This window comes from Methylobacterium sp. WL116, from assembly GCF_008039455.1.
Taxonomy (GTDB): Bacteria; Pseudomonadota; Alphaproteobacteria; order Rhizobiales; family Beijerinckiaceae; genus Methylobacterium.
The window spans coordinates 1-4,760 of sequence record NZ_VRUV01000361.1 but is presented as its reverse complement, the minus strand read 5'-3'; the positions used below and the strand labels follow the sequence as shown (position 1 = coordinate 4,760).

3 protein-coding genes are annotated in these 4,760 nt (G+C 69.0%); 1 reads left to right on the top strand and 2 read right to left on the bottom strand.

The genetic code is table 11. The annotated features are described in order from the left end of the window. The first annotated feature begins 187 nt into the window (after nucleotides 1–187). Nucleotides 188–1,720, top strand: coding sequence for an undecaprenyl-phosphate glucose phosphotransferase (locus tag FV223_RS20395; RefSeq protein WP_147728715.1), 1,533 nt, complete (start codon nucleotides 188–190; stop codon nucleotides 1,718–1,720). 89 nt (nucleotides 1,721–1,809) lie between these two features. Here the strand turns inward: FV223_RS20395 and FV223_RS20390 are convergent, their stop codons facing one another. Both FV223_RS20390 and FV223_RS20385 read right to left on the bottom strand, forming a co-directional pair. Then, nucleotides 1,810–2,166 (bottom strand): hypothetical protein, encoded by a 357-nt coding sequence (locus FV223_RS20390; protein WP_147728714.1) that lies wholly within the window; start codon nucleotides 2,164–2,166, stop codon nucleotides 1,810–1,812. 196 nt (nucleotides 2,167–2,362) lie between these two features. Next, the coding region (locus FV223_RS20385; protein WP_147728713.1) for a TonB-dependent receptor at nucleotides 2,363–4,760 on the bottom strand (2,398 nt) is incomplete at its 5' end.

Sequence of the window (4,760 nt, the reverse complement as noted above, 5' to 3'; positions counted from 1 at the left end):
GCGGCATCCGCCGAGCCGGCCCGCGTCGGGGCCGCCTGAGCCCCGGACCCTCGCACGAACGTGATTCCCGTCCGTCGCGGGCGCGCAGAAGGACGGCGGCGGCGCCTGCAGCTTTAAGTAATCCGATAGGTCGGTTTGAGACACTTCCCGGCAGGAACTAGCCCGCTGGACTGCTGGGAAGCGACCGATGAGTGCCTTCGACGTCCGTGATCTTCTGAAGGTCGCCGGACACGGCGAGACCGCGGCGGCCCGCTTCGCCGAGCCCGCGCCGCAGGCGGCGCCGCTGGCCGAGACGGTCTCCGTCCTCCCGGCCCAGGCGATCTCGCCGGTGGTGATCGCAGGGCTGGTGCGGGCGGCGGAGTTCGTCCTGATCGGCTGCCTCGGCGCGGGTCTGCACCTGACGCTGCTGCGCGGCGTGGTTCCGTTCGGGCTGACCTATGCCGGGGCGGTCGTCGCGGTGGCCGCCCTGGCGATCGCCGCCTTCCAGGCCGCCGGCACCTACCGGATCGGCGCGTTCCGCACCTTCTTCAAGACCGCGATCAAGATCTCGGCCGGCTGGATGCTCGCCTTCCTCCTGGTGGCGACCGGCCTCGTGCTGGCCAAGGTCGCCGACCATTACTCCCGCCTGTGGCTGGCCGCCTACTTCGCCGGCGGCCTCGGCCTGCTGCTGACCGGCCGGTTCGTCCTGTCGCGCGTGATCGTGGCGCAGACCCGGAATGGCCGTTTCGACCGGCGCACCGCGATCGTCGGCGGCGGCAAGGCCGCCGAGGAGCTCATCGCCGCCCTCGAGACGCAGAGCGAGGGCGGCATCCGCATCGTCGGCGTGTTCGACGACCGCAACGACGACCGCTCCACCGACGTGGTCGCCGGATACCCGAAGCTCGGCACCGTCAGCGACCTCGTCGCCTACGCCCGCGCCACGCGCCTCGACCTGATCGTGTTCACGATCCCGATCTCGGCCGAGGGGCGCATCCTGCAGATGCTCTCGAAGCTCTGGGTCCTGCCGATCGACATCCGCCTCTCGGCGCACGCGACGAAGCTGCGCCTGCGCCCGCGCAGCTACTCCTATCTCGGCTCGGTGCCGGTGCTCGACGTGTTCGATCGCCCGATCGCCGACTGGGACGTGGTGATGAAGACGGTGTTCGACCGCGCGGTCGGCCTGCTGATGCTGGCCGCGCTCGCCCCGGTGATGATCGGCGTCGCGCTCGCGGTGAAGCTGACCTCGCGCGGCCCGGTGTTCTTCCGGCAGAAGCGCCACGGCTTCAACAACGAGCTGATCGACGTGTTCAAGTTCCGCTCGATGTACGTCGACGCCTGCGACGCCACGGCGGCGAGGATGGTGACCAAGGGCGATGCGCGCGTGACCCCGGTCGGCCGGTTCATCCGCAAGACCTCGCTCGACGAGCTGCCGCAGCTCTTCAACGTGATCAAGGGCGACCTCTCCCTCGTGGGCCCTCGTCCGCACGCGCTGCAGGCGAAGGCCGCCAACACGCTCTACGACCAGGTCGTCGACGGCTACTTTGCCCGCCACAAGGTCAAGCCCGGCATCACCGGCTGGGCCCAGGTCAACGGCTGGCGCGGCGAGACCGACACCAGCGAGAAGCTCCAGCGCCGGGTCGAGCACGACCTGTACTACATCGAGAACTGGTCGGTGCTGTTCGATCTCCAGATCCTGCTGACCACGCCGTTCGCCCTCTTCAGGACCGAGAACGCGTACTGACCGGGCCGGGGCAGGCGGGACCCGGAAAACGAAGACAGGGCGGCTCGCGAGAGCCGCCCTGTCCGTTCGTTGCGGACGCGGCGAAGCGGCTACGGCAGCGCGCCGGCCTTCTCCTTGGCCTTCATGATGGTGTCGCGGCAGGCATCGGCCTTGCCGGCCTTGTCCTCGCCGCGCGCCTTCTCGACGAGGTCGCGAGCCTCCTTCACGCCGCCGGCGGTGGAGGTCGTCGACGGGTCGCTGGGCTTGCCCCCGGGCGGCGCGGACAGCGCCTTGTCGGAATTCGACGAGGTCGTGCCGCCCACCGGCTCCTTGCCGGTCACCTTTTCCGCGCCGGCGCTGTCGAGGCGCCGCTCCAGCGTCGCGATCTCCTCGGAGCAGGAGCTCGCGAAGGCGGGCGCCGCGGAGACGAGGAGGAGGGCGGCCGAGACCGCGTGGACCAATCGCATGAGAACTCCCTGAAGCTTTTCGCGCGGGCACGTGGCCCGCGTCGTTTCGGTTGCAGGGGGCAAGCGACGAAGCGCGACCGTGTTCCGGTGGCGTGAGGCCGCAGGCCCGCACGCGCCCCGCCGAACGCGAAGGGGGCGCGGACCTCCCGGTCCACGCCCCCTCCTCCCGGGCCCGCGGGGCAATCGATCCGCGCGGTCAGTACTTGCGGATGATCGGCTCCGCCATCGGGACCGGATCGGGGCCGAAGGCGTAGCGGATGCCGCCGTAGATCGAGAGCGGCTGCGCCAGCGTCGTCGTGCGCGGATCGTTGATGGTGAGGTTGCCGGCGACGGGCCCGCGCTCGGCGAAGGTGCCGAAGTTGGCGTAGCGGTTGTTGGTCAGGTTGGTGATCAAGCCGAAAACCTGAAGGTTCGGCGTGACTTGGTAGGTGGTGTTGAGGCCGAGCACGAGGTAGGCCGGCAGCTTGGGGTTCAGGTTCGACTCGTCGCCGCGATAGTAGGCGGAGGAGAAGGCCTGGAGGTTCATGCCGAAGCGCCAGCCCGGCAGGACGAGGTAGTCGAAGCCGACCTTGAACTGGTGGTTGGGGATCAGCGGCACCTGGTTGCCGCGGGTCACGGCGATGGCGCCGTCGTCGGCCAGGGGGTTGTTGGGCGAGGACAGGGTTCCGTTGAACTGGAAGGTGGCGTCGATCAGGGCGTAGTTGGCGTAGACCGAGAGGTCGCCGCGGGTGTAGTCGGCCGCGACCTCGATGCCCTGCCGCTGGGTCGCCGGCACGTTGACGAAGTAGCCGCGCGCCGCGTTGCCGGGGGTCGCGAGCTGGATGATGTCGTTGGCGAGATCGGTGCGGAAGGCGCCGACCTTGTAGGTCACGAGGCCGCCCTCGTAGACGTTCGGGATCTGGCCGCGGATGCCGACCTCGTAGGTCTGTGCGGTGACCTGCTTGAGCGGCGGGTCGGCGACGAGCGAGTTCGGCAGCAGGCAGGGCCGGTCCGGGTTGGAGCAGGCGGTCTCGAGCGGCGTCGGCGCGCGGTTCGATTCCGAGTAGCCGCCGTAGAGCGACAGGCCCGGGGTGAAGCGGTAGGTCAGGCCCGCCACCGGGTTGATCTTGTTGTAGTAGTAGGTCCCGTTCACGTCCGGCGAGAAGCCGGTCTGGTCGGTCGTCGTGAGGCGGGCGAAGTTCAGGCGCGCCCCGGCGGTGAGCGACAGCGCGTCGGTCACGTCGAACGTGTCCGTCGCATAGAGGCCCATGTAGAGGTTCGAGCCGATGACGTTCGAGGGCGCGATGCCGAGCGCGGCCGCGGTCCGTAGCTGCGTCGTGCCGAGGCCGGGGATGGTGCCGTAGTACGGGTTGTTCGGATCGGTGGTCACCCGCAGATCCGGGTTGATGACGCCCAGCGTGCTCGACGACTTGAAGCTGAAGTCGGCGACGTCGATGCTGCCGCCGACGACGAAGCTGTTGCCGAAGCCGAAGATCTTGTCGCGGTTGGCCGCCTGGAGCGAGCCGCCGTAGCTCGTCGCCTCGGTCCTGGTCACGTCCAGCGTGCCGTAGGGCACGTTCGGGGTGAAGGGGATGCGCCGGTTGTTGGCGCCGAGGATGGTGAACTGGTTGCGGAAGGCGAGATTGGACTGTCCCGGCGCCTGGGCGAAGCCGTCATCCTCGAAGCAGAGGAAGCCGCGGTTGCTCGACTGGCGGCTGCAGTTCTCGAAGTTGCCGTCGTTGCCGTCGACGTAGGTGTTGCTGAAGCGGCGGAAATAGGCGTTTCCGGCGAGATCCCAGGTCGGCGAGATGTCGACGCGGCCGGTCACCTGCATGGTGCCCATCTCGGTCGTGGTGGTCTGCGGGAAGGTGAAGATCGCCCGCGGGTCGACATGGGTGAAGTCCACCGGGGTCGCGGCGGCCGCGCCGAAGAAGGTCCGCGCGAAGTTGCCGATCAGGTGGAACTCGGAATCGAGGGTGCGGTAGCCGAGGTCGGTGTAGATGCGCCCGATCGTCGACGGGCTCTCGTAGCGCCATCCGCGGTCGTTGAGGCCGTCGCCGTTGAAGTAGAAGCTCCACGGCCCGATCACCTTGCCGTACTCGAGCGAGCCGGCGATGCGGCCGTCCGAGCCGCCGAGCGCGGTGACCTCCGTGCCCTGCCAGGTGAAGCCGTTCTTCATCTGGATGTTGACCGCGCCGCCGATGGCGTTGAGGCCGAACACCGGGTTGCCGGTGACGATGTCGATGCGCTGGATCGCCGTCGGCGGGATCAGGTCGAACTGGACGGTGTCGCCGAAGGCCTCGTTGATGCGCACGCCGTTCTGGTAGACGGCCAGGCCCTGCGGCACGCCCTGCACCGGCGAGGCGGTGAAGCCGCGGTAGTTCACGTCGGTGCGGTTGGAGTTGCCCTGCGAATCCGAAAGGTTGAGGCCGGGCGTGCGCCGCGCCAGCGTGGCCACCGCGTTGAAGGTACCGCGATCGATGTCGAGGTCGGCCGCCGTGACGGTCTCGACCGTGCTCGGGATCTTGTAGAGCGGCTGCTCGCCGCCGCGCCGTTCAGCTCGTCCTCGATCAGCCGGGTCGTGCCGGTGTAGAGGCTCTCCACCGAGGCGCCGG

Excerpts from the sequence above, each read along its gene's own strand:
- FV223_RS20390 (WP_147728714.1), bottom strand. The coding sequence starts at position 2,166 with ATGCGATTGGTCCACGCGGTCTCGGCCGCCCTCCTCCTCGTCTCCGCG.
- FV223_RS20395 (WP_147728715.1), top strand. The coding sequence starts at position 188 with ATGAGTGCCTTCGACGTCCGTGATCTTCTGAAGGTCGCCGGACACGGC.